The 25488-nt window shown below is 39.1% G+C and carries 27 protein-coding genes and 1 other annotated feature; of the genes, 9 read left to right on the top strand and 18 right to left on the bottom strand.

Going from position 1 to position 25488, the window contains the following annotated elements; translation table 11 throughout:
- Positions 1–50 precede the first annotated feature (50 nt).
- Positions 51–794, top strand: a complete 744-nt coding sequence (prpE, locus tag ASG46_RS15960; protein WP_017359667.1) for a bis(5'-nucleosyl)-tetraphosphatase PrpE — start codon at positions 51–53, stop codon at positions 792–794.
- A 40-nt stretch (positions 795–834) separates the two neighbouring features.
- Here prpE and ASG46_RS15955 read toward each other — a convergent pair whose 3' ends face one another.
- The 4 genes from ASG46_RS15955 to ASG46_RS15940 form a co-directional block, all read right to left on the bottom strand.
- Positions 835–1728: an RluA family pseudouridine synthase gene (locus ASG46_RS15955; protein WP_035392659.1), complete on the bottom strand. Its 894-nt coding sequence runs from the start codon at positions 1726–1728 to the stop codon at positions 835–837.
- Positions 1729–1745: 17 nt separating this feature from the next.
- Positions 1746–2546 carry an NAD kinase gene (locus tag ASG46_RS15950; RefSeq protein ID WP_008355343.1) on the bottom strand — a complete coding sequence of 267 codons (801 nt, stop codon included), beginning with the start codon at positions 2544–2546 and terminating at the stop codon, positions 1746–1748.
- Between the two features lie 65 nt (positions 2547–2611).
- A complete protein-coding gene (locus ASG46_RS15945; RefSeq protein WP_008348457.1) occupies positions 2612–3241 on the bottom strand; it encodes a GTP pyrophosphokinase in 630 nt (209 codons plus the stop codon).
- Between the two features lie 33 nt (positions 3242–3274).
- The gene (locus ASG46_RS15940) at positions 3275–3640 is read right to left on the bottom strand and encodes a hypothetical protein (RefSeq protein WP_008348459.1); all 366 of its coding nucleotides are present in this window, start codon (positions 3638–3640) and stop codon (positions 3275–3277) included.
- A 217-nt stretch (positions 3641–3857) separates the two neighbouring features.
- Between ASG46_RS15940 and ASG46_RS15935 the strand changes: the two genes are divergently transcribed.
- From ASG46_RS15935 to ASG46_RS20995, 5 genes are all read left to right on the top strand, one after another.
- A complete protein-coding gene (locus ASG46_RS15935) occupies positions 3858–4433 on the top strand; it encodes a CYTH domain-containing protein (protein WP_045034683.1) in 576 nt (191 codons plus the stop codon).
- Between the two features lie 25 nt (positions 4434–4458).
- The gene (locus tag ASG46_RS15930) at positions 4459–5223 is read left to right on the top strand and encodes a lytic transglycosylase domain-containing protein (RefSeq protein WP_008348461.1); all 765 of its coding nucleotides are present in this window, start codon (positions 4459–4461) and stop codon (positions 5221–5223) included.
- Positions 5224–5500: 277 nt separating this feature from the next.
- Positions 5501–5899, top strand: a complete 399-nt coding sequence (locus ASG46_RS15925; RefSeq protein WP_007499001.1) for a globin domain-containing protein — start codon at positions 5501–5503, stop codon at positions 5897–5899.
- A complete protein-coding gene (locus ASG46_RS15920; protein ID WP_007499002.1) occupies positions 5896–6807 on the top strand; it encodes a ClpXP adapter SpxH family protein in 912 nt (303 codons plus the stop codon). Before ASG46_RS15925 ends, ASG46_RS15920 begins: the two co-directional genes overlap by 4 nt.
- A gap of 297 nt (positions 6808–7104) precedes the next feature.
- Positions 7105–7278, top strand: a complete 174-nt coding sequence (locus ASG46_RS20995) for a hypothetical protein (RefSeq protein ID WP_008348466.1) — start codon at positions 7105–7107, stop codon at positions 7276–7278.
- A 286-nt stretch (positions 7279–7564) separates the two neighbouring features.
- On the opposite strand, the gene pepF is transcribed toward ASG46_RS20995, so the two are convergent.
- The 4 genes from pepF to mecA form a co-directional block, all read right to left on the bottom strand.
- Positions 7565–9391: an oligoendopeptidase F gene (pepF, locus tag ASG46_RS15915; RefSeq protein WP_282746884.1), complete on the bottom strand. Its 1827-nt coding sequence runs from the start codon at positions 9389–9391 to the stop codon at positions 7565–7567.
- A gap of 214 nt (positions 9392–9605) precedes the next feature.
- On the bottom strand, positions 9606–10766 hold the full coding sequence (locus tag ASG46_RS15910) for a competence protein CoiA (protein WP_045034755.1): 1161 nt from the start codon (positions 10764–10766) through the stop codon (positions 9606–9608).
- Positions 10767–10927: 161 nt separating this feature from the next.
- On the bottom strand, positions 10928–12448 hold the full coding sequence (gene cls / locus ASG46_RS15905) for a cardiolipin synthase (RefSeq protein ID WP_008348473.1): 1521 nt from the start codon (positions 12446–12448) through the stop codon (positions 10928–10930).
- A gap of 85 nt (positions 12449–12533) precedes the next feature.
- On the bottom strand, positions 12534–13199 hold the full coding sequence (mecA, locus tag ASG46_RS15900; RefSeq protein ID WP_008348474.1) for an adaptor protein MecA: 666 nt from the start codon (positions 13197–13199) through the stop codon (positions 12534–12536).
- A 264-nt stretch (positions 13200–13463) separates the two neighbouring features.
- Between mecA and ASG46_RS15895 the strand changes: the two genes are divergently transcribed.
- A complete protein-coding gene (locus ASG46_RS15895; RefSeq protein ID WP_007499010.1) occupies positions 13464–14129 on the top strand; it encodes a TerC family protein in 666 nt (221 codons plus the stop codon).
- 40 nt (positions 14130–14169) lie between these two features.
- Here the strand turns inward: ASG46_RS15895 and spxA are convergent, their stop codons facing one another.
- From spxA to ASG46_RS15855, 8 genes are all read right to left on the bottom strand, one after another.
- Positions 14170–14565: a transcriptional regulator SpxA gene (gene spxA, locus ASG46_RS15890; RefSeq protein WP_003211421.1), complete on the bottom strand. Its 396-nt coding sequence runs from the start codon at positions 14563–14565 to the stop codon at positions 14170–14172.
- A gap of 193 nt (positions 14566–14758) precedes the next feature.
- A complete protein-coding gene (locus ASG46_RS15885; RefSeq protein WP_007499012.1) occupies positions 14759–15337 on the bottom strand; it encodes a GNAT family N-acetyltransferase in 579 nt (192 codons plus the stop codon).
- Positions 15338–15474: 137 nt separating this feature from the next.
- The gene (locus ASG46_RS15880) at positions 15475–15762 is read right to left on the bottom strand and encodes a hypothetical protein (protein ID WP_025207152.1); all 288 of its coding nucleotides are present in this window, start codon (positions 15760–15762) and stop codon (positions 15475–15477) included.
- 105 nt (positions 15763–15867) lie between these two features.
- Positions 15868–16818, bottom strand: coding sequence for an ABC transporter ATP-binding protein (locus ASG46_RS15875; RefSeq protein WP_373467165.1), 951 nt, complete (start codon positions 16816–16818; stop codon positions 15868–15870).
- Positions 16787–17848 carry an ABC transporter ATP-binding protein gene (locus ASG46_RS15870; RefSeq protein ID WP_035392433.1) on the bottom strand — a complete coding sequence of 354 codons (1062 nt, stop codon included), beginning with the start codon at positions 17846–17848 and terminating at the stop codon, positions 16787–16789. The genes ASG46_RS15875 and ASG46_RS15870 overlap by 32 nt, the downstream gene beginning before the upstream one ends.
- 18 nt (positions 17849–17866) lie before the next feature.
- Positions 17867–18895, bottom strand: coding sequence for an oligopeptide ABC transporter permease (opp3C, locus tag ASG46_RS15865; protein WP_035392435.1), 1029 nt, complete (start codon positions 18893–18895; stop codon positions 17867–17869).
- Positions 18895–19824: an oligopeptide ABC transporter permease gene (gene opp3b / locus ASG46_RS15860; RefSeq protein ID WP_035392438.1), complete on the bottom strand. Its 930-nt coding sequence runs from the start codon at positions 19822–19824 to the stop codon at positions 18895–18897. Before opp3b ends, opp3C begins: the two co-directional genes overlap by 1 nt.
- Positions 19825–19933: 109 nt before the next feature.
- The gene (locus tag ASG46_RS15855; protein WP_035392439.1) at positions 19934–21592 is read right to left on the bottom strand and encodes a peptide ABC transporter substrate-binding protein; all 1659 of its coding nucleotides are present in this window, start codon (positions 21590–21592) and stop codon (positions 19934–19936) included.
- Positions 21593–22041: 449 nt separating this feature from the next.
- Between ASG46_RS15855 and ASG46_RS15850 the strand changes: the two genes are divergently transcribed.
- Positions 22042–22305 carry a DUF3899 domain-containing protein gene (locus ASG46_RS15850; protein WP_223255625.1) on the top strand — a complete coding sequence of 88 codons (264 nt, stop codon included), beginning with the start codon at positions 22042–22044 and terminating at the stop codon, positions 22303–22305.
- A 44-nt stretch (positions 22306–22349) separates the two neighbouring features.
- Positions 22350–22568: a binding site (T-box leader), on the top strand.
- Between the two features lie 53 nt (positions 22569–22621).
- Entirely contained in the window at positions 22622–23617 is a 996-nt protein-coding gene (trpS, locus tag ASG46_RS15845; protein WP_035700292.1) for a tryptophan--tRNA ligase, read from the top strand.
- A 35-nt stretch (positions 23618–23652) separates the two neighbouring features.
- On the opposite strand, the gene ASG46_RS15840 is transcribed toward trpS, so the two are convergent.
- Together ASG46_RS15840 and opp4C are read right to left on the bottom strand one after the other, a co-directional pair.
- Positions 23653–24405 carry a YjbA family protein gene (locus tag ASG46_RS15840; RefSeq protein ID WP_008348490.1) on the bottom strand — a complete coding sequence of 251 codons (753 nt, stop codon included), beginning with the start codon at positions 24403–24405 and terminating at the stop codon, positions 23653–23655.
- A gap of 165 nt (positions 24406–24570) precedes the next feature.
- Complete coding sequence (gene opp4C, locus ASG46_RS15835; protein ID WP_082515506.1) at positions 24571–25470, bottom strand: oligopeptide ABC transporter permease; 900 nt, start codon at positions 25468–25470, stop codon at positions 24571–24573.
- Positions 25471–25488 lie beyond the last annotated feature (18 nt).

The following is a 25488-nucleotide window of genomic DNA, read 5'->3' as shown; positions in this document are numbered from 1 at the left end:
CAAACTTCTTTATATCCGATAAATGGATGAAAAAATCAGGAGGAACCTTTATGAAATTCGATATCATCGGCGATATCCACGGCTGCTACGAAGAGCTGCTTACCCTCATACACAAACTAGGATACGAACTCAAACACGGACTACCTGTCCACCCTGATAAGAGAACACTGGCCCTTGTTGGTGATTTAACAGACCGCGGCCCTCGATCAGTTGCCGTGATGCAATTTGTCATACACGCCTATTCTAAGGGTGCCATCCGCTATGTGCCTGGCAACCATTGTTTTAAGCTGTATCGCTATTTGAAAGGAAATCCCGTAAAATTACTGCACGGTATTGAAACAACGGTGAACGAAATCAAAAACCTGCCGCATGATGAACAAACCATTTTATCACGTGAATTTAAACATTTATTTGAAAAGGCACCGCTTTATGATGTACTGATTCCGAATGAACTGATCATTGCACACGCAGCAATGAAGGAAAAGGATATTGGCAAAAAACCGAACAAACAGATGAGGTCTTATCTATTATTTGGAGCAGTCACCGGAGAAACATGGCCAGACGGTCGACCTGTCAGGAAGGACTGGGCAAAGGAATATCACGGAAAACCATGGATTGTGTACGGGCATACACCCGTAAAAGAACCAAGATTTATCGGTAGAACGGTTAACATTGATACAGGCTGCGTCTTTGGCCACAAGCTCTCTGCCCTTAGATATCCAGAGCTTGAGACAGTATCTGTTCCTTCATCTATGCCATATGATGATTCAAGATTTCAGCATTTCACGCAATAAAAAACCCGGTCCACCATGACAGGTGACCGGGTTTACTTGTTTACTGAAGCAATAATGTCATATCATCCGGCAAAGGAGCCGAAAAGGTCATGGACTCCCCTGTTATCGGATGCGGAAAAACAAGGGTTTCACTATGAAGTGCCTGCCTGCCTATTCTCTCGCTTGTTCCACCATATAGCGTATCTCCAACAAGCGGATGACCAAGGAATTGCATGTGAACACGAATTTGATGAGTTCTTCCCGTTTCAAGGATAAGGGACACATCAGACATATCTAAATGAGTATGTACCGCCCGCACCGTATAATGTGTTACGGCTTCCTGACCAGATTCATTCACCATTCGTTCAATAATGCTGTCCCCTTTTCGAGCAATTTTTGCTCTAATTGTTCCTTCCTTTTGCGTGATCATGCCGTGTGTCATGGCTCTATACGTTCGCTTGACTTCCCCTTTTTTCTGCGCCTTTGATAAAAGGCTGTGTGCAAAGCGATGTTTAGCGACTAACATGACACCAGAAGTATCACGATCAAGACGGTTCACCAAGTGGACAGTCAGTCGAACGGACTGCTTAGCATAATGGTGAAGCAACCCATTTGCAATACTATGCTCAGGGTGCTCTCGAGAAGGAATCGATGGAATATATGGCTTTTTATTCAGCACAAGCACGTGCTCGTCCTCAAATAAAATATCAAGCGGAATGGCCGCAGGTTTTAGCCCTTCACTCACTTTTTCCTCGGGAAATAAAATGGTGAGCCTGTCTCCCTCGCGCAGCTCATATCTCACGGTCACATGCTCTCCATTAATCAGAAGGTCACCGCCATCAAATTTAATATCTGTCAGCATTCGTTTTGAAATGCCAAGATCGATTAAGTAGTCCTTCAGCAGCCTGCCTTCTTCTTTGGCTGATATGGTTTTGTTTATCTTAAAGTATTCCAGCGAGAACAACCTCTTTCTTATTCTCCTTTGCCGATAAAGGAATCTTGCACCCTTTTCCAAAACGGAAATGGTCTAAATCGGGCAAACCGGACATTCTCGTCTGCCACTCGGCATTGAATGGATTTCACATCTTTATGCAGCAGCGACAAATGATCTATCGTCACCTGAAAATCCACATCATTAATCGGTTTGATCACACACGTATGGTGGTCCGGCAAAATGAGCGGCGAACCGACCGTTCTAAACACTCTGTTGTTGATTGAAGCCATTTCTGCCAGCTGGATCGCCCTAATGGATGGGTGAATAATAGCCCCGCCAAGTGCCTTATTATAGGCTGTACTGCCAGATGGTGTAGACAAACAAAGACCGTCTCCTCTGAATGTTTCAAAAAGCTGACCCCTAATCTCAACATCTGCCACAAGTGTACCTTCCATACTTTTAATCGTACATTCATTCATTGCTAAATATTTTTCTTCCCTGCCCCCATCGTTGTACCTGACGATGACTTCAAGAATCGGATATTCCACAATATGATAAGGCGTTTTGGCAATGGCTAACACAAGCTTTTCAATTTCACTCGGGACCCAGTCCGCATAAAAACCAAGATGGCCTGTATGTACGCCGACAAAAGCGGTTTCGTTCAGACGGTTGCTATACCGGTGAAAAGCGTATAAAAGGGTTCCGTCTCCGCCAACTGTAATGACGAGATCGGGTTCCTCTTCATTTAATTCCATTCCAAAATCCAATAAGTAGGTCTGTATTTTATTTTTAAGTGTGTCAGATACAGAATTCCCTTTCGAAGAAACTGCAAATTTCATGAATTCTTCTCCTTTTCCACCTTGCTGCGACGAGAAAGCAGCATCATATTTGATCAAGCTTAGGCTCAGCTATCGTTTTTCTTTTTCCGGGAAAAAGCCACTTGTGCTTCTTGAATTTCGCCTCTTATTTCAGACATCTCATCATCAAGAAGAGATGCTGCCTCAGAAGCTCTTTGAAGGCGCTGCTTGACCTTCTCCGGGATATTCCCGCTATATTTATAATTCAGAGAATGCTCGATGGTCGCCCAAAAGTTCATGGCTAATGTACGGATTTGGATTTCGACGAGGAGCTGCTTCTCTCCATTGATCGTTTGCAGCGGATATAACACAACAAGGTGGTACGAGCGGTATCCACTTTCTTTATGTTCTGCAATATAGTCGCGTTTATCTACAACCACGAAATCTTTTCGTGACTGGAGCATTTTCTTGACGACTTGTATATCTTCTACAAATTGGCACATAATGCGAAGCCCTGCAATATCCTGCATCGTTTCAATCTCATGCATCGGGATGTTTTTACGCTTTGCCTTTTCCAATATGCTGGCAACGGGTTTCACTCGGCCAGTGACAAATTCTACTGGTGAATGGTCATCCTCAAATTCATACAGTTTTCGAATGCCTTTTAGTTTCACTTTTAATTCTTCGACTGCTTGCTTATATGGTGCGAGGAATTGATCCCATTGTTTTTTGTCCATGAAACTTCCCCCAATTCCAAATACCTAATTATTTCAGAGGAATGTGCTCTTCACTTTCTCTTCCATATCTCCGTAATTGGCATTGTCTTTAATATTGTCGATTAAATAGTTTAATTCCTGATGAAGTTGAATGAGTTCTAGCGTTTGCTCTTCCGCCGCCAAATAGACAGGGATTTCACGATTCATTGCTTCTTTTAATGGAGCCCATGTATGTTCTCCTAAAATAAGATACGTAAAAGACTCCTCAGTCTCAAGTATGTAAACGAACGCAAAGTGATCAGAATCAACAAGCATTTGTCCTGATGCTTTTGCTTTTTGAATTTGCTCATCTGACTGGACCGTCAAGATCAGCCTGTCTTCTTTTAAAGTTGCTTCTGTGATTTCAATTCTGTTTTGCATCATGATCTCCTTTACAACAAAGTACAGCTTTATTTTATCATATCAAGTTCAATATTGATAAACCGAACTTTTTGAGAAAATTTGATTTCTCCATTTCGTTGTTCATTTTGCCTCATTTAGCATCTATATACGTCTCTTTTTAAGGAATAAATAAGAAAAAAAGAAGCTTTTCATGTACAATAATCATATTCCCTCTAAATGAAAGGTTGATGTCAAAATGGCACAGGAAATTGAGATAGAACTAAAACAATTATTAATGAAAGAAGAATTTGAACAGCTAAAAGAATACTTTCAATTAAAGGACGAGGACTTCCACACTCAAACCAACTATTATTTTGATACACCTCAATTTGATATAAAATCCAAATTCGCTGCATTACGAATGAGAGAAAAAAGCGGGCAATGGGTCCTCACATTAAAGGAACCGCACGAGATCGGCCTTTTGGAAACTCACCAAACGATCGATCCTCCCGAAAGTCTTGAACATTTCCACCTGCCAGAAGGTGAAGTAGCAGACAGATTAGTACACCTTCACATTCAAAAGGATCAAATCGTGTATTTTGGTTCACTGGAAACGTCAAGAGCAGAAAAAATGATCAAAGAAGGCTTAATTGTTTTGGATCACAGCCGATATTTAACAGTAGAGGACTATGAACTTGAATTTGAAGTGAGCGATTTAGACATTGGACAAGCCGCTTTCACAGCATTGCTTCAGCAATTTCAGATCCCACCAAGACACACGAAAAACAAAGTCGTACGTTTTTATGAAGAAAAAATGAAAACAAAAGAATAGATGAATTCCTTGAAGGAGGAACATGATGAACGTCAATCAACTTCAATCCTTTATGCAGCTTCAAGCACTCAAAACGTTACAATCTGATAATGGACAAACACAACTCACAGCTGGACAAGAATCAAGCGCTGAGACTTCATTCCAGTCGCTGTTGCAAGATTTTTTAGGCGGATCAGAATTATCTCGTCTCCCGCTTTCCATTTCTGCTTTCATGGGATCGGACCCATCAACGTCTCCGAACACGCAATATGCACGCATGAATCCATATTTATCTGCGATAGCGGGCAGTGAACAGCTTCAATCTCAGTCTCTTTATGCAAATGACAGCCAATTGAATACCGCAAATGGTATTGGAAATGTCTTAAATAACAGCTACACACCGCCGCTTCAAAAAGCTGTTTCAGGCTCTTCATCAAAAGAGATTAATCAGATCGTCTCACAAATGGCTCAAAAGCACGGAGTTCCAGAAAAGCTGATCCACGCAGTGATCAAGCAAGAATCCGGTTATCGCACGAATGCTGTCAGCCATGCTGGTGCACTTGGACTGATGCAGCTTATGCCGTCTACTGCTAAATCACTTGGCGTGAACAATGCCTTTGATGCAGCCCAAAACATTGAAGGCGGAACGAAGTATTTAAAACAAATGCTGCAAAAATATAATGGAAATGTCTCACTTGCCTTAGCCGCTTATAACGCAGGCTCAGGGAATGTAGATAAGTACGGAGGCATTCCTCCATTTAAAGAAACACAAAATTATGTAAAGAAAATCACAGCTCAATATTTCGCCTAAACCGAAGAGAATAACCTCTTCGGTTTTTTGTATGTCGCTTTTCACCCTTTTTTGACTGAATGTGTTATGATATGGTCAATTGAACACGGAACCTGTCTCCCTCACTATTCCCAAAGGACCAAAGCGGTTTGTTTGTGGAATTGAGTAGAGGTTGTTAAAATAAGTATACAAGAATAGAAACAACAAAATAGAACAAACTGAATATCACTTTTGAAATACATGAAATTCGCAATAGGGTGAGCCATCCTATTAGCTACGAGTTAAAGGAGTAGTCAACATGGTACAATCGTTTAACGCACCTTACGAAGCGGTTGGAGAGGAACTTCTATCGCAACTTGTTGATACTTTTTATGAAAATGTAAAGTGTCATCCTTTGCTTCATCCTATTTTCCCGGATGACTTAAAAGAAACAGCAAGAAAACAAAAACAGTTCTTAACTCAATATTTAGGCGGACCGCCGCTTTATACTGAGGAGCATGGTCACCCAATGCTACGGGCGAGACATCTCCCTTTTCCGATTACTGAGGAGCGAGCGGACGCATGGCTTGAATGCATGGAGGATGCAATGGATCAAGTAGGACTAACCGGCGATATTCGTGACTTTTTATTTGAGCGACTGTCTTTGACGGCTCGTCACATGGTCAACCAAATACCTGAAAAGGACGGACGATCTTGAGCTGCAATCCGCATGAGCAATATTTCTCACATTGTCACGGACATCCTCAAAAGCCGATTGAAATCTATGTATTCATTGATCCTCTCAGCCCGGACTGCTGGTTATTAGAGCCATCAATTAAAAAGTTGAAAATGAAATATGGCCGTTTCTTCACTTTACGAACGGTTACAAGTTCTAGTATTAATGCTTTGAACCGGAAACGAAAAAAACATTTACTAACCGAAGCGTGGGGGAAATTTGCCACGAAAACTCAGACCAAAAAAGAACAAATGCTGTCTGAACAAATTGTGACATCACCTTATCTCGCCTCTCTTGCATTAAAAGCAGCTGAACTTCAGGGCAGAAAATGCGGAATGAAATTTTTACGACTCATTCAAGAATCGCTTTTTTGCCATCAGCAGGACGTCACCAGTGAACAAGTCTTGCTAGAAAATGCAAAAACGGCTGGACTGGACATTGAAGAGTTCCAGCGAGATATCCATTCTCAAAGTGCTGTCAAAGCGCTACAATGTGATATGAAAATCGCAGCTGAAATGGATGTGTCTGAGCTTCCCACTTTCGCCTTTTTTAATACGATAAATGGTGAAGAAGGATTAAAGATTTCAGGTGCATATTCTTATGATATTTACGAGGAAATTCTCTTTGAAATGATTGGCGAAAAACCAACACCTTCAGAACGACCGCCAATTGAATGGTTTATCGCTTACTTTCAATTTGCATCAGCAAAAGAAATTGCCGTTGTATATGACCTGACCCTTGAAGAAGTTGAACGCGAGATGAAAAAGCTCGCATTCGCTAAAAAGGTAGAACGTGTACAAGTACATCAAGAAATGTTTTGGCGTTATACAGAAGGAGACAATCATTCAGATCTTGATGTCTACCGCTGTGAGAATGAACATGGGTGCTGACCCATGTTTTTTTTCTTCACCTCCAAAAGAACACTTGTTCTATTTATAAGTACGAAGAAACCGCGCCGGGATAAGCGCGGTTTCACTATGTCTTAACGACAACAAAGGGGATGGGAGAAATTTTTCACGGTCAAACAAAGGGGTAATGTTTGTATGTGATTAATTTCACATCTGTAGTATATCAAATTTTGTCGACTTATGACAACCGATATACTATATGTTCATATTTTTGTCACAAAACATAAGAGGACTGTCACTTTCATATAGTGAAAGTAACAAAAAAATGGGGGGATCTGCATGCGCAGCACAACCATTGGACTTGTTGCCATTGGCTTATGTTTCTGTTTAAATATATTAGGCTTAATGAAGATGCTGCCTCTTTACCTAACGTCTCCACTCCTATTCGCTTCCATTCTCTTTACACTCTATCGAATGAATCACCGAAAAACCTTCAAAGGATTTAAAGCGTAATCATTGAATGTACAAACCTCGTTCATATAGACGAGGTCTAGCGTGTAGGCAAACCCTCGCATTCGGTGTCAGTCCTGCGTGCTGGTGCTCACGAATGTCAAATTCGCTCCGCTCCAGTACTCGGCCTTTCTAGCCTGCAAAGGTTTTCTATCACGCTAAAAAGAAGTCAAAGGGCTAAAATCAAGTTCATTTTAGCCCTTTGTCAACAATCTGGTCTTTTTATTTCAAGAAAAAACTCCTGCCAAAAGGTGAGTTTGCACTCACACATCTGACAGAAGTCTTCTCGTTACTCACCAGTCTTTGAGATGAGCTCTTCCATTTCCTTTAATTTTTCTTCAAACAATTGACATGCTGCCTCAATTGGCTCTTTCGATGCCATATCTACACCAGCTTTTTTCAGCACGTTGATTGGATAGTCAGAGCTTCCTGCTTTAAGGAAGTCTGTATAGCGCTCCACCGCAGGTTTCCCTTCTTCTAAAATTTGTTTACTTAATGCCTGAGCCGCACTATAGCCTGTCGCATATTGATACACATAATAGTTGTAATAGAAATGCGGAATTCGCGTCCATTCTAATCCGATTTCCTTATCCACAACCATACCTTCGCCAAAATACTTCTTATTCAGGTCGTAATACAGGTTCGTCATAAACTCTGGCGTTAATGCCTCCCCTTCTTGCGCTTTCACATGAATCAGGTGCTCGAACTCTGCAAACATCGTTTGTCTGAATACCGTCCCTCTAAATCCTTCTAACAAATGATTGAGCACATACAAGCGCTGCTTTTTGTCCTCTAAATGATTCAGTAAGTATTCACCTAGTAATGCTTCATTTGTTGTAGAAGCTACTTCCGCTACAAAAATGCTGTAGTTTCCGTACGGATATGGCTGATGCTTTCTTGTATAGTAGCTATGAACAGAATGACCAAATTCATGAGCCAGTGTAAATAAATTATCAATATTATTTTGCCAGTTCATTAAGATATAAGGATTCGTACCATAGCTTCCAGAAGAATACGCGCCGCTTCGTTTCCCTTTATTCTCATAAACGTCTACCCAGCGATTTTCGAGTCCCTCTTTTAATACCGAAACATATTCTTCTCCTAATGGCGCTAATCCTTTCAGCATATAATCCTTTGCTTCATCATAGGTCAGCTTCATGCCAGCATCTTTTACTAATGGTGTATACAAGTCATAATTGTGCACTTCATCAAGCTTTAATACCTTTTTACGCAATTCAATGTAGCGGTGTAATAACGGTAAATATTGATGAACTGTATCAATTAGATTGTCATACACTTCTTCAGGAATACTGTTGCGTGATAACGCTGCTTCTCTTGCAGATTTGTAATGACGTACTTTCGCATAAAAATTATCCTTTTTAATCGAGCCGCTGAGTGTAGACGCCAAAGTATTCTTATATTGATCATACGTTTTATAAACGGCTTTAAAAGCATTTTTTCTCACTTCACGATCATCACTGTTTAAAAAGGTAATGAAGTTGCCATGAGTAATTTTCTTTTCTTCTCCATTTTCATCCTTAACAGAAGGGAACGAAATATCTGCATTATTAAACATACTAAACGTAGTGGATGATGTTGATAAAGGTTCAGAGGCTTCAGCTAATAAAGCTTCTTGCTCCTCACTTAAAATATGCGGACGCTCTTTGTTAATTTCTTCGAGAGCGTGAGAATAAAGTTTTAATTCTTCTTTTTCCAAAATAAATTGCTGCAGCTTATCTTCTTGAATAGATAAAATCTCCGGAACAATATAGGCAGATGTACTAGACAGCTGTGTAAATAAATTGGATGCTTTATCATTTAAAGCCTGAAATGATGAATTTGTTGTATCTTCATCGTATTTCATGTGCGCATATGTATAAAGCTTGCCAAGCTTTTCAGAAAGTTGATCCTGAAATGTTAGGGCTTCATACAAGACATCAGCAGAATGGGCCAGCTTGCCTTTAAATTGGGCGAGCTTCGGAATTTCTTTTTTTACAGCTTCGAATTCCTTATTCCAAGAATCGACACTTTCAAAAATATCTTCAAGGCGCCATTTGTTTTCTTCTTTTACTTCGCTTCTGTCTGGTAAATGATTGTTGTTATTTTGTGAAGTCATATGAATCCCCCTTGCATGAGTTGTGTTGAACCAACCTTTCGGAAAGTGAAAGAAATTGGTGTTGTATTTATCTTCTTTGTTTTGAACTATATTTGTCAAATCATATGCAGAAATAAATACCAAACAAACTAAAAAAATGAGAAAAAAGCGTTTCTTTCTATTCAATAGCAGCACCACCTTTTTCTTATCATGATCAAAGTGGGCATGAAACATGCTAATGAAATAAGAAAGCATCTCGTTTTATCGCTTCATCTGCTGTTTGTATAGGCTTTTGATTCGACGTTACTTGATAATTACCCTCTTTCGTCATGTATAAAAACCCTAGATTCACAAGCGCCCGTACATATGAAATGATCACCCCTTTGATTTCTTCTATTGTGACATTGGTATATCGGAGCTTCACTTCTTTATTCTGGACACATCGCTTAATTTCTTTTAAAAGTAGATGAATGGTCACTTGTTCTTTTCCCTTTCTAACCATCCAATCATAAAGACATCCTTGCCACACATAAACAGGGCTTGAAAAGATATATGCTTCTGTCAGGGGGATAAATAATTCTGTCGGTAGAAATGGCCATGCTGTTTGATGATGCTCATAAAAAATGGTTCTTAAACGCTTGCTTTCATTTGCTAAAATGCGGGGTGGCCGCTCCCTAAATTGCCGAATACACTTGAGCCACTCTTTATACAATTGATGATTGCTCGAGGAAACAGATAAGAGTGCTGGTAGTTGGCGATAAGCTGAAGGCGGTCTAACGGTCATTGAGGCACATATTTTCGTTGGCTGAAACACGAGAAGTTGATCCAGGTGGATGAATCTATTTTGGATCGGACAATAAAAAATGAGTCTCCTATTCTTTGACTGCCTTAAAATTCCCCAATGAATGGAGGAGAATGAAAAGAGCTGGCCAGCCATTCGTTTTAAACGATTCGCCCCTATGATCCATATAGGATAGAGCCCCGCAGCTTGGAGACCTTCCGTTCGTTTATGTAGCTCTTTCCACGAAATATTTGCACATTGAAATTCGATGGCATAGCTTTTATTTTCGATAGCAACGGTCACATCAGGGCGCTGCTGAATGTTTGAAACATATTTCTCTAGTAACGGCTCATATCCAAGCTGCGTGAGCCAATCCTTAAGAGCCATTTTCCCTGCCTGATGATAAGCTGTTTCACCGGTGGACGCTAATGGACATGCCGAGAGCTGTTTATGTGCAAAATGATGGACACGATGCTCACCTAGCTTTAATAGAACCTCCTGCCTACATTCAGGACAGTAAAATTTGCACGTAGCTCTTACATGCTCTAGCCGCCTTTTAGTCAGATGTTGTGTGATGCGAACCAGCTTGCCATTCTCCATGATCGCTGCATTCATATATTTCGCCCCTTGCTCTTTGATGACCGTATTATAGCTTTTTCTCTCACAAGAAAGCGAATATGGAAAATGAACTTTTAACGTGTCAAAACACGATTTCAACCTGCTTTCCCTTAGTAAAATCAAAAATCCCCCTTTTAGAAAAGGGGGAAATACAATTTTTATAAAAGTGGTGATAATAATCTTGCTGTTGATTCAAACAGCCTCACCCTCAAAGGTCTCTTCGCAAATTCTTCTGGAACAATTTCATGTGACTGCTCTAAATCACCTAAGAAATCGTTGACCAGCTTCTCTGTGCTTTTTGTTTTATAGAGGAAAGCATTCACTTCAAAGTTCAGATGAAAACTTCTCATATCCATATTTGCTGTACCAATTGATGCTAGCTCACTATCCACAATGATAAACTTGCTATGCATAAAGCCTTGATCATATTCGTATACCTTCGCACCTGCTTCTAAAAGTTCGGGGAAGTATGAACGGGACGCATGAAATACGATGCGTTTATCTGGATTTTTCGGCGCAATGATTCGCACATCGACTCCGCTCAACGCAGCAATTTTCAGTGCGGACAAAATATCATCATCAGGTACAAAATATGGTGAAGCAATCCAAATTGATTTTTTGGCGGAGATAATCATGGAGAAAAAAAGATTTTTAATGACTTCCCACTGTTTATCAGGACCACCCGCAATCATTTGTACGCCTTCTGCTCGACTCTCCATATGGCTGAAATCTTTAAAATAATCCACACCCGAGCACCTTTCGTTGGTCATGTAATACCAATCCTGCATAAAAATCTGCTGCAAATCACGAACGGCCTCACCTTTAATCATCAGGTGGGTATCACGCCAAAATCCATATTGTCTGCTTCTACCCATATATTCGTCCCCAATGTTAAGTCCTCCGACAAATCCTACTTCTCCATCAATCACCACGATTTTCCGGTGATTTCGGAAATTGATTTTATTATTTAATAAGGGCAGTCTCACTGGTAAAAACGGAACGATCTGCACGCCAGCCTTTTCTAAGTCAGCAATATATTGACGGGAGAGTTTTAGGCTGCCTACATCATCATATAAAAAGCGGACAATCACACCACTTTTTGCTTTCTCGATTAAAATGTCCTTTAATTCTTGTCCCAGATCATCATGACGGAGAATATAATATTCTAGATGAATGTGATGTGTTGCTTTTTTGATCTCTTCAAAAATATGAGAGAACGTTTCTTCTCCATTGGTCAGAACTTTAGAGGATGTGCGATACGTAATAGGGGTATGTCCAAGTCTGTGGGCCAGCTTAAATAAGAGCTGCTGATGGTCACCCATATGAGTCATTTTTTCAATCGCTTCTCTGTGGATACGTTCATCTTCCTGGACAAGCTGTTCGTCTAGTACCGCTTTCTTTTCAAAAAGTCTGCGCTTTTTAATATTGCGTCCAAAGAAAATATAAAACAAAAACCCGAAAAGCGGAAAGCTCCCAAGCAGCACAAGCCACGTAATCGTTTGAGAGGGGTTTCTGTTTTCTAAGAAAATGACAAACCCGATGAAAATAATCGATAAAGTGAATAGAACACTGACGGAACTTAATACACTTACCGCTAGATCACCGGCAAAAATTTGGATAATCAAATAAGCACCTATCGTAATGATAAGAAAAAATAGAACTTTGACTACATTTCTCATTTCATTTTCTCCTTGCCGATCACTTTGTTTACTTTTTCATTCAGATAAAAAAGTCGATTCCTCTATAGAAATCGACTTTTGGTTGTTACGAGAAGTGCTGTTGAATCGTTTCAAGCGCATTCTCTTTGACAATCAGCTGACCGTATTCTTGCAGTCTGTAGATGCTGACCACTGATTCATGAGCATATTCAAGCAGAATACTAAGCTTATTCTCCACCTGCTCATCTGACAAATCCTCGTGGAAGTCAACATATAGATAATAACGGTTTTCAAACGAATATAAACTTGTCGTAAAATCCTGCATATTTAATTGAGAAAGTGCAATCAAATCTTCAAAGTCATCCATTTTCAATACGAACTGAAGTTGAAGTTTTTTGTCCTTCTCATTATGATCTTCTTGATCTTGCTCTTCTTTATGAAAATCATCAAGCAGAGCATCTAAACTTTCTTCATCTGTTTGATCTTTTTTATCTTCTGGAATCGGCAATTCGAGCTTTTGTCCATCTTTAGAAAGTTGGGCTTTTGTCACGACAATTTCAAGACCTTTATCAAGTGCCTGTACTTGAATCCAAAGTGGTCCCTCTACTGCAAATTCTTCTTCTTCGTGCACTTCGTCCATCACTTCCCAGAACAGCTCTTCACTGCGCTCACGATTATACCAAATCTCTTCACGGTCAAAACCGCGATCTTCAATATCACCGTAGGAAATATAAAATTTGACTGTATGTTCATTTATTCTTTCGATTTCCATTTTGCCAACCTTCCCTTCTATATAAGATGTTGAAGGGACATACAAGCTCCCAATTAATAGTACTTTACTACACTTTACCCGTTCCGTCTACATGTTAACCATTTAAAGAAATGAGGTATTGCTGTGTACTGTCTATTTTATGATAAAACATGAATAAAAGAAATAAAAACGCATTTTTTGCAGAGAAAACTTGCAGAAACATATATTTGAATTGTCTTCATATATTGGTTGTACGAGCTATTTTAGTGAAATGAGGTGAACTGGATGGAAACAGAGTGGATCGTATCCTTACTGATGATTATTGGCATAGACCTCATATTAGGCGGAGATAATGCATTAATCATTGCGATGGCCAGTCGAAGCTTATCAAATGAAAAACGAAACAAAGCCATATGGATCGGCACACTTTTGGCAGTGCTGATGAGAATTACCATGACTGGTGCTGCCGTTTATTTATTGACCATCCCCTATTTGCAATTTATCGGCGGTCTCTTTCTCCTTTATATAGGATACAATTTGTTAATTGAACAAAAGAAAGAATCCATTCGGATTAAAAGCAGCGGCTCGCTTTGGCGTGCTGTTCAGACCATCGTGATTGCAGATCTTTTTATGTCACTTGATAATGTGATTGCTGTTGCAGGGGCAGCTAAAGGGAACATGGTGCTCACTGCCTTTGGCTTAATGATTTCAGTTCCGATTATTATTTGGGGGAGTAAGCTGATTCATGCAGCACTAACCAAGTTTCCGATTCTTTTATACGGAGGGAGTGCCCTTTTAGCTTTTACTGGCGGAGAAATGATTGTCCGTGATGTAAAACTGAATGAATTTATGGCGCAGCATACAACACTTGAATTGTTGCTTCCTTTTTTAACCGTCGCAACCGTTATTTTAGCCAGTCTCTTTTACGAACAAACGGCTGAAAATAAATAAAAAAAGCTGCCAAATGATCGGCAGCTTTTCGTGTTGTCTATTAGTTAGCAAGTCGCTGAGCTTCTCGAAGTTGGAATGTACGAACCGTTCTAGGAAGGAAACGTCTAATTTCATCTTCGTTGTACCCAACTTGCAGTCTTTTTTCATCCAAAATAATTGGACGTCTTAGAAGACCAGGGTGCTCATTGATTAGTTTATACAATTGTTGAAGCGGCATTGTCTCAACATTTACATTTAGTTTTTGGAATACTTTAGAACGTGTTGAGATAATTTCATCTGTACCATCTTCCGTCATACGAAGAATCTCTTTGATTTCATCGATTGAAAGAGGCTCAGAAAAGATATTTCTCTCTTGGTATGGAATATTGTGCTCTTCTAACCACGCTCTTGCTTTTCTACATGATGTACAGCTTGGTGATGTGTATAATGTTACCATAAATCTTCACTCCTCAATTTGTAGAATGAATATTGATCTGTATTCTTAAATTAAAATTGTTCTAAATAAGTAATCTTTATAGTGATTATACTATAAAAAAGTAAGTGTGAACAGATTTTCTTGCAATTTTTGTGACAAAAACTAGACAATTTCATTCTTTTTGTGCAGATGTTTGAAGTCTGAACATTCTCATTTAGTCGAGATGATCGAAAATATTTTTTTGTTTTCTATTTTCAACGAGCTTCAGCACATCATCAACATCCTCATACGATTGTCCATACCATTCTTCGTCTTTATACGTATGGATTCCTTCGTACGTCTTTCTCATGGCCTCCATCATTTCTTCCTCATTATCTGTACGAGGCGACCAATAAAGAATTTCCATGCGGTTCACTTCATTTGTTGCAAGTGACCTGCGTTTATAACCAATTGATTCAGCATGCTTGAAGTGCTCTCTCTGATAAAACTTTAGGCGTTTTGCAGTATCTGCATCATCTTCATCTACAGGCTCGACCTCAAGCAAGATCGGTTTTCTTTTTTCCTTCAGCTTATGAATGAGCTTTGAGCCGAGGCCTTCACCTCTTGCATCCTTGGAAACAAATAAATAATCAATAAAGATGAAAGAATCAAATTCAGCGTACATCATCACATGATGAGGCCCTTCTTCTTTATGATAAATATCACTTCTTTCCTTTAATAAAGCTTCCATATGCTCTTTTGACTTCATTTCTTCTATCGGGAAGTATTCACTGAGCTTTTCATACCAATTCATGGATCCGCTCCTTATGATGTAGTTAAGAACCACTTCCTTATCTATTCCCGATTTCCTGCTATTTAAACGCCTGTACTAGTAAGACGCAGCAATGCCATTGGTGGTTTCACTTTTTTTCAAGAGAAAGCAAAAAAGTTTTATATCGAACGATTCATGAGCATTTGAAAGCAAGCAAACAAAAGAAGTGTCATGGCGATCTGAAACATGATGAAATAAAGGTACTTCATACGCCGGACTTCTTCCTTCTGTTTATTCGTGCGCCGATACACAGCAAATTCAACCGAAAACGAAATGATGCAAATGAGCACTAAAAATGCGATCATCCACTTTCCTCCGTTTGGTTCCGTTAAAAAAGATATTGAAAAAAGCATCGTGACGATAAAAAAGTGAAGACATGAATAGCGAAACGTCTTCCATAACAACATTTGATTTCCTCCTGGTTTACTCATTTTACATAAAAATTACCATCAACTTGTTTTTTTGTAAAATAAAAAAAGAAGCACTGATATCGCAGTGCTTCTTCTCTGTTCTTATTGTTTTGCTTTGATCTCTTTGAATTCTTCCTCAGTACAGCTGACAAAGTGACCTGGCTTCACTTCACGAAATTCCGTATTTGTTCCTTTATGAACAGATGGATCGTATTTAATCCGTTTGCGGTTACGCTCATAATCAGGATCTGGAAGCGGAATCGCAGATAGTAATGATTTTGTATATGGGTGAAGCGGGTTTTCATATAATTCATTCGCTGGTGCCAGCTCAACCAATTTCCCAAAATACATCACGCCGATACGATCGCTGATATATTTCACCATGGAAAGGTCATGGGCAATGAATAAATACGTTAAGCCCTTTTCTTCTTGCAGTTCTTTCATTAAGTTGACGACCTGCGCTTGGATCGACACATCTAGTGCAGAGATTGGCTCATCGGCAATGATGAAATCCGGCTCAACAGCTAACGCACGAGCAATCCCAATACGCTGCCTTTGACCGCCTGAAAATTCATGCGGGTATCTATTCGCATGCTCTTTATTCAAGCCAACCGTTTCAAGCAATTGATATACACGCTCTTTACGTGCTTGTGCTGATTTTGCAAGACCATGAATATCGATACCCTCTGCAATAATATCCACAACTTTCATTCGTGGATTGAGGGAGGCATATGGATCCTGAAAGATCATTTGCATTTTTCGGTTAAATTGTTTAAGATCTGTTGTTGATTTTTTATCATGCACATTCTGCCCGTTAAAAATAACTTCGCCACCTGTTGCATTGTATAGACGAATGATGGTTCTACCAGTAGTGGATTTCCCGCAACCAGATTCACCTACAAGGCCCAATGTTTCACCTCTATAAATGTCAAAGCTGACATCATCAACAGCTTTTACTTCATTAGGTTTACCCACATTAAAATATTGCTTAAGATTTTTCACTTGTAAAATAACATCTTTTTCACTCAATGTGATCCCCCCCTTTTTGCGCATTAAATTGTCGCATTCTTTGCTTAATTGATTCAGGAGGTTCTACTTTTGGTGCGTTAGGATGTAAAAGCCATGTAGCTGCAAAATGAGTTTCTGATACTTGATATAAAGGCGGCTGCTGTTCAAAATCAATTTTCATTGCAAATTGATTTCTAGCCGCAAATGGGTCTCCTTTTGGAGGATTCAACAAATCAGGCGGCGTGCCTGGAATGGCAAACAATTTCTCCTCTTTTGCATCAAGACTTGGCATAGAGCTCAGTAATCCCCAAGTATATGGATGTTTTGGGTTATAGAAGATCTCATCTACGGTGCCAATTTCAACAATTTGACCACCATACATTACCGCTACACGATCTGCTACATTCGCAACGACCCCTAAATCATGTGTGATAAAGATGATAGATGTTTCAATCTTCTTTTGAAGATCTTTCATCAGTTCTAAGATTTGGGCTTGAATGGTTACATCTAAAGCAGTAGTTGGCTCATCTGCAATTAAAATTTTCGGATTACAAGCAAGAGCTATTGCAACGACAACCCTTTGTCGCATCCCACCAGAAAATTGATGAGGGTATTGCTTGAACCTCTGTTCTGGTTTCGGAATACCTACAAGACTCAAAAGCTCAAGTGCTCTTTTTTTAGCTTCTTCTTTACTTGCATTTTGATGTTTTAAGATGGGTTCTATAATTTGCTTACCAATTGTCATAGTCGGATTCAAAGATGTCATTGGATCTTGAAAGACCATGGCAATATCTTTCCCTCTTATTTTCTGCATCTGTTTGTCAGAAAGTTTTGTTAGGTTTTTACCTTGAAACAAAATCTCTCCTTTTTTCACTTCGGAGTTAGATTTAGGAAGCAGACCCATGATTGATTTAGAAGTTACCGATTTACCAGAGCCTGATTCTCCAACAATGGCAAGCGTCTCACCTTTTTTCAATTCAAAATTCACACCTCGAATTGCCTTAACTTCGCCAGCAAATGTGTGGAATGAAATATTTAAGTCATTTACTTTTAAAATCGTTTCTTGTTTATTCATCAACATCACCGCCCCGTACTAATCTTTCATTTTTGGATCAAGTGCATCTCTCACACCGTCGGCAACAAGGTTAAAGACGATCATGATAACACTAATGATAATTGCTGGATAAACCATCTGATATGGGAAAGCGATCATTGATTTAAACCCATCTTCAATTAATGTCCCTAGTGAAGCTTGCGGCTCTTGCAGACCTAATCCAATAAAGCTTAAGAAAGCTTCAAAGAAGATCGCACTAGGAATAGTGAACATTGTATTAATAATCATCACACCTGTTAAGTTTGGCAACATGTGCTTAAAGATAATTTTAAAGTTACTTAATCCCAAAGTTCTAGCGGCTAGTACATATTCCTGTTCTTTCAGCTTCATGACTTGAGCACGCACGACCCTAGCCATACTGATCCACCCGGTAATACTTAGTGCAATAATAATTGGAATAATCCCTGGTTTTAAGACGAGAATCATTAATATGACAACGATTAAGTTTGGAATCCCCATTAGAACTTCCAAAATACGCTGCATCGCATTATCAATTTTCCCACCGAAATAACCAGAAATAGCGCCGTAGGCAACACCAATAATTAAATCGATCACAGCTGCAACAACAGCAATAAGCAGTGAGATTTGAGTTCCTTTCCACACACGTGTAAATAGATCTCTCCCAAGATTATCGGTACCGAACCAGTAGTAATGTTCAATCCCTTTTTGTTCATATGGATTGACCACATCACCATTTTTTAATGTTCTTTCACCAGTAAAAGGTAAGAAACTAACATGCTCTAACCCTTGGATTCGCGGCGGTAAGTTCGCTTCAGACGTTGTTTGAGTACTAAAGTCTTTGCCACTAATTAATGGTCCAACGAGCGCCATGAATACAATTAAAAATAAAATCACCATACTAACAACAGCGGCTTTATTCTTTTTAATTCTAAGCCATGCATCTTGCCAATAATTTAGACTTGGTTTTTCAATTTTTTCAGCAGATAATGTATCAACACCAGCGGGTTCAAACAGACTTTTATCAATATTTTCTTCTTGCTGTTTCATTATTTGTTACCTCCCGCTACACGAATTCTAGGATCGATAATTCCATATAGAATATCGACAATAAATACAACCACTACAAAAAGAACGGCAAATAAGATAGTTGTACCCATGATGACTGGGTAGTCGTTTACTGTAATGGCTTTAACAAACTGCTCACCAATTCCAGGAATTGAGAAGATTTTTTCTATTACTAGTGATCCCGTCATTAAACTAACAGTCAATGGACCAAGTACTGTGACAACAGGTATTAAAGCATTTCTCATTGCATGTTTAAATGCGATCTCAAAATAGCCTGCTCCTTTTGCTTTTGCAAGTAAAATGTAATCTGTCTCAAGTACTTCAACCATTTCTGTTCTCATAAAACGAGCACAAATGGAGATAGGGAACATTGCTAACGCTATAGTAGGTAAAATTGTATATTCAAACCCATTCCAAAATTGAGTTGGTAATAACCCCAATTTCACCGCAATATAGTACTGAAGTAATCCAGCGAATACAAAACTCGGAATTGATTTACCGATAACTGCCAAGAAAGTAGCAGAGTAATCCACCCATGTGTTCTGTCTTAAAGCTCCAACTACTCCCAAAAAGATACCAACAATCGTTCCTAAAATAATCGCTTGAAGGCCTAGGACAGCAGATGGTCCTACTCGATATGAAAGAAGTTCTGTTACGGAGGTATTGTTGAATTGGAATGAAACACCTAAATCCCCAGTGAATGTATTAATCATGTAATGAAAATATTGAACAGGAATTGGCTGATCTAGTCCATATTTTGCATTAAGTACAGCTTGTTGAGCTTCTGACAACTTTTGCGCATTAACAAAAGGAGAACCCGGAATAAGTTTCATTAAGAAAAAAGTGATTGAAACAATGATGAAGAGGGTAACAACCATGTAGGCAACCCGTCTAATTAAGTATTTCAGCATACTTGCACCTCCTGATAAAACTGACTTTTCTGTATATTTCGACATATTTCTCTCAGTGAAAAAGAGAGTATATTCAGAGAATACACTCTCTTTTCTATAAGATTGTTAATTATCCTTCAATTTTCATCCATTTGTAGCTGAATTCAGGTCCAACTTTGTGAATGACAAATCCTTTTACTTTGTTATTAATCAGATAGTTAGTTGCTCTCTGATAAATTGGTGAAAGTGCTGCGTCATCTTGTAATAATACTTTTTCAGCTTCTTGTAAAGCTTTCCAGCGTTCTTCAGGTTTTGCAGCTAATTTGCCAGATGCATCTTTTAACAACTGATCATATTTTTTATCTGAGTAACCCATGTGGTTGTTTCCGCCACCTGTGATGAACAAGTCAGAGAACGTGATCGGATCAAGGTAATCTGGACCCCATCCAGCCATCTGAAGATCGTAATCCTCTTTCTTATCACGATCAATACGAGTAGCGAAAGGAACACTTTGAATATTGATATCTAAGCCAGGTAAAGTTTTCTCGAGCTGATCTTTAATGAAAGCACCGATTGTTTTAGCTGTCTCAGAATCATCACCTAAGTAATTAAGCGTTACTTTAGACGTTCCTAATTCTTTCAACCCTTTTTCAAAAAGCTTTTTCGCTTCATCTTTATTAGTTTCTAAGTATTTAGGCATTCCATCACGGAAGTCTTTTCCGCTTTCATCATGTACGAAATCTTTTGGAATTTGATAGTATGCAGCAACTGAACCATTCTGCAACACATCATTTACAAACGCTTCTTTATCAATTGCCGTTGCAATTGCGCGACGAACGTTTTCATTCTTTAAAGATTTATTTCCTTGGTTCATTTTCAACCAGAACACAGTAGGTTCTAGTAATCTTTTCATCCGCTTATCACCTTCGTATTGAGAGATGATGGCAGGTGTTGATAATTTAGGTGTAATATCAGCTTCTCCCGCTTCAAATGCGTTAACAGCTGCTTGTGGATCTTTAGATACTTTAAAAGTAAGTTTTGTCATAGAGACGTTCTTTTTGTCCCAATATTCTTCATTCTTTTTGTATTCCCAAGTAGTTGCTTGTGGGCCATCCCAAGAAGAAAGTTCAAATGGTCCGTTGTATACAAGGTTCTTTGCAGTCTTCGCATATTTGTCACCTTGTTCTTTAACGAACTTTTCATTCACTGGGTAGAATGTTGGGAATGAAAGCAGAGATTGGAAGTAAGGAATTGGTTTTTCAAGTGTAATTTGCAGTTCTTTATCGCTTACAGCTTTAATTCCTAGTTCCTCAGGCTTTGCTTTTTTGTTGTATACTTTATCAGCATTCTTAATTTTACCAACCATCATATATGGGCCATACTCAGACTTTTGTTCTGGATCTAAAGCACGTTGCCATGCATATACGAAGTCTTGAGCTTTAACTGGGTCACCATTAGACCATTTTGCATCTTTAATTTTGATGTTGTAAACTGTTTTATCTTTGTTAGCAACTGGTTCCCCATCAGCCATACCAGGCACTAATTCTTCTTTATCGTTGAAACGATACAAACCTTCAAACACGTTATTCATAGTCGTAAAACTGATTGTATCACTCGCTTGGATTGTATCCATTGCAGGCATTTCCTGTGATTCTAAAATTGTAGCCTCTTGTTTTGAATCTTTGGATGCAGTGCCCTTGTCGCTACTTTGTTTACCTGAACATGCAGATACAAAAATAGTCAGCACCAATAAAAAAACTAAAAGCAGTGAAAATTTAGACTTTTTCATCTAGTTGTTGACCTCCCCTTCATAAATGAACTACAGGAACTATTATACTAGCAAATAAGTAATTGTGCATTCATTTTTTTAAGAAAATTTTCATATTTCCACTGTTTTTTAATATTTTTATTAAAAAATTGAAATAATTTGGTTATTTTTCTGAGATTTTGTGATCTTAAATACCTAATCAGAGGTAATCCTGTCTATACAATTGGCAATCTTCATGATTCATTGTAAACTGATATCAAGAAATTGATTAAAACAACAGCTTCGTTCCTTGTTTCGTTTTTCTTATATAGTGAAAGTCTTGAATTAAATGTTTTTATTGCTATTTTAGTACAGTAAAGTTTTAATGCGCAGGAGTGATTGTTATTAGATTTTTTATTCTTTTACTTAGTTCTAATGGCCTTGTTTTCATTTTAAGCTTCCTCTTTTATGGGCACATATCTTTCTTAAGCATGATTAACATCACATTTTATTTAGCTTCTGGCACTTTGCTAGTGTGGTTATCGTTCATCACTTTAAAAAGTGGATTTTTTGATCAAATATCTTACAGCTTCCGAAAGGTGTTTGATTCTTTAAATAAGCAAAAGGACCATGTTGATGACAGTTTAAACAAACATTTATCATCATCTTTTCAAAGTAACTTTTCAACCTTAAGAACATTAGGTTTGAGTTTACTCATTGAAATGTTAATATTGCTCTTGATTTATTATATGTAGGTTTTGACTTTTGATTTTTGCTTATTTATAATGAATGAAATTACATTTTTGCGATGAAAAAGAAGAGTACATATATTCACCATTTACAGAGAGTCTGCGGTTGGTGCAAGCAGATAATGGCATGTATGGAATGGGCTTTGGAGCAGCTAACCGAACACTTGACAGAGTCAGTAGGCTTAGACGGAGCAGTCTCCGATATCAACGTCTTGAGTGATTTCGGATTGAAATAACAAGGGTGGTACCACGGTTCATTCGTCCCTTTTCTGTTGAAAAGTGATGGGTGGGCCTTTTTATATTGAAGAAAAGAGGTTTTAGTATGACAAAAAAGACGATTTTCTCAGGCATTCAGCCTAGCGGTTCTGTGACATTGGGGAACTACATTGGAGCGATGAAGCAATTTGTCGATCTTCAGCATGATTACAACGGCTACTTTTGTGTGGTCGATCAGCATGCCATTACGGTGAGTCAGGATCGTTTAGCCCTTCGACAAAATATTAGAAGCTTAGCCGCTCTTTATTTGGCAGTGGGGCTTGATCCAGAGAAGGCAACATTGTTTATCCAATCAGAGGTACCTGCCCACGCCCAGGCAGGATGGATGCTGCAATGTGTCGCTTATATTGGGGAATTAGAAAGAATGACTCAATTTAAGGACAAATCTGCTGGTAAGGAAGCAGTCGTTTCAGGACTATTAACGTATCCGCCATTAATGGCTGGCGATATTTTGTTATACGGTACGGACTTAGTTCCTGTAGGAGAAGATCAAAAGCAGCATCTTGAATTAACGAGAACGCTTGCTGAACGCTTTAACCGAAAGTACAATGACATCTTCACTGTACCTGAAGTCAAAATTCCAAAAGAAGGCGCTCGGATTATGTCTTTAACTGACCCAACGAAAAAGATGAGCAAATCTGATCCGAACCAAAAATCCTTCATTACCTTATTAGATGAGCCAAAGCAGCTTGAAAAGAAAATCAAAAGTGCTGTGACTGATTCAGAAGGCATCGTCAAATATGACAAAGAAAACAAACCTGGAATTGCCAACTTGCTGACGATTTATTCTGTATTAGGGAACGTATCGATTGCAGAGCTTGAACAAAAATACGAAGGCAAAGGTTATGGTGAATTTAAGGGAGATCTTGCGAACGTTGTTGTGGATGCATTAAAACCGATTCAAGATCGCTATTATGAACTCATTGAATCAGAAGAGCTTGACCGCATTTTAGATGAAGGTGCTGAAAAAGCGAACCGTACGGCAAACAAAATGCTGAAAAAAATGGAGAATGCGATGGGTCTTGGCCGGAAACGCAAATAAAACAAGCTTGCAGCATATTCAGCTGCAAGCTTTTTCTAATTGACTTTCGATTCGTTTTCCATTTCCCAAAGTTTTTCAAAAAATGGCTGTCCTTTAATCATTTTTTCACAAAAGGCTAAATGGTTTTCTGACCATCCATCAATGGTTTCGTTATAAAGCATGTTCCAAATTTCCTCGAAAGACATTCGTTTGATCTGGTTGTACATGCGCGGATTCCATTCTGTATACCAATAGGCAATTTCTGCCCGGTTTTGAAGCCCCTTTAGTTGATCTAACGCCATAAACATCAGCTGCTTCAGCTGTCTTTCTTTTCTCGTTAATCCGCTGATATGCTGCGGTGGTAATGATAGGATGTGATATTCTTTCGTCGATTCAAGGCTATCTGTTGTGAATTCATACTCCTCTGCCTTCACATCTTTCACCATTTCATACACCAATTGCTCCTGTCTTGGAATCAATCGGCTCTTTCTCACAGGGATGGAATAACCAATCGTATCCACAGCAATGATTCTAATCCCGTCCGTGACCACAAAGCAATACTCTAATTTACGGCGTTCATGATTTTTTCGAATATATGATTTCTCAAATACAGACTCTAGCAGCGTCTTCGGCAGCTCTGATAGATCATTCTCTATGTAATCAAACAAAGGACTCTGCACCTTGAGTAAAGGTACTTGATCTAACAGCTCCACGCTGTCCTCCTTGCGCCACTCATGAAAATGGCACACATTATAGCCATTCTCTTCCCCTTCAAACCAATTCACCCATACGTCATGAAGAAATAACATAACCAATCCCTCACTTTTTAAAAACTGTTGTCCACAGTATGGGCAAGGGATAGAGAAATTATTCCAACTTTATTAAAACTTCGCCCTGACGGAAGGACGGCTTTATTTCCTGGGAAAAGGAGGACGTCTCGCAGAGTCCTCTCACGATCCTCTATAAGCAGAACCTTATTTTAGCTTTTTAGGATCAAGGGCATCTCTCAGTCCATCACCTAAGAAGTTAAAGCATAAAACGGTCAGTAGAATCAGTAAACCTGGGAACAGTGGATACCACCATGCTTGCACCATTATGGAGAAATTTTGTGCATCTTGAAGCATGTTTCCCCAGCTCGCCGTTGGAGGCTGGATGCCGAACCCTAGATAGCTAAGTGTCGACTCAGCTAAAATAACAGAACCGACTTTCAATGTAGCAGACACAATGATAGGGCCGATACAGTTTGGTAAAATATGCGAAAAGATGATGACATGGTTTTTCGTTCCGATCGTTCTTGCTGCGAGTACGAATTCTCTGGTGCGAAGTGACAAGAATTCACTGCGGATCAGCCTGGCGGTTGTTGTCCAGCCAGTCAGCGCAAAGATTAAAATCAATTTATCAATACCCGGTTTAAAAATTGTCACTAGCGTGATCAAGAGAAAAATATCTGGAATAGACAATACGACATCCACCATTCTCATGAGCACAGAATCAACAAAACCTTTAAAGTATCCCGCTACCGCCCCAATGACGGTACCAATGGTGATGGCTCCGACTACTGAGACAAAGCCAACTAATAGAGACACCCTCGCTCCGTATAGCACCCTTGAAAAAATATCTCGACCAAACTTGTCGGTTCCCATAAAATGCTCTGCACTTGGAGGCTGTAGCCGTTTCAATAAGTCTTGCTGTTCCGGTGCGTAAGGTGCGATCACCGGGGCGAAAATAGCGGAAAAGATAATGACCAATAAAATAGCGGAGCCGGCAACCGCCAATTTATTTTTGAAAAATTTCTCGCAAAATAAACGAAGCATCGTCTCTGGTTTTGACGGAAGGCCTTCTTTTAATTTGAGATCAACTGGAGGTGTTCCCATATTAGGTTGTGCCAATTG

The organism is Bacillus sp. Leaf49, assembly GCF_001426125.1.
Lineage (GTDB): Bacteria > Bacillota > Bacilli > Bacillales > Bacillaceae > Bacillus > Bacillus altitudinis.
Note: the sequence above shows the minus strand (reverse complement) of the source record. Positions and strands in the feature narration are given on the sequence as shown.